This window comes from Leifsonia sp. SIMBA_070 (assembly GCF_046534635.1).
In the GTDB taxonomy this organism is placed as follows: Bacteria; Actinomycetota; Actinomycetes; order Actinomycetales; family Microbacteriaceae; genus Leifsonia.
Genome location: NZ_JAWRYK010000673.1, coordinates 1 through 250, shown reverse-complemented (window position 1 = coordinate 250; position 250 = coordinate 1). Strand labels below are relative to the sequence as shown.

Here is a 250-nt window from a genome sequence, read left to right as displayed (position 1 = left end):
GATAATCTCGCAGGCATACTCGATAAGTGCTTGCCGATCCGTCCACTTCCGGGCGATTTTCCCGGCTTTCGGCATCGCCTGGTTGTGAATGGTGTACGGATCGACGCCACCTCGCAGCTCACAGACGTAATCGATCGGCAGATCGGAAATAGCGTCTTCGGCTAGAATCACTTGCCCAGCCGTGATGGTGAAGTATTCAATCGACGCCTTCACCGCGTCCCGGTTGCGTTTGCAAGTCGCCCCCACCGCC

1 protein-coding gene is annotated in these 250 nt (G+C 57.2%); it reads right to left on the bottom strand.

All coding sequences use genetic code 11. The annotated features are described in order from the left end of the window. On the bottom strand, positions 1 to 250 hold a 250-nt coding region (locus SB754_RS21940), incomplete at both ends, for a hypothetical protein (RefSeq protein WP_410784416.1).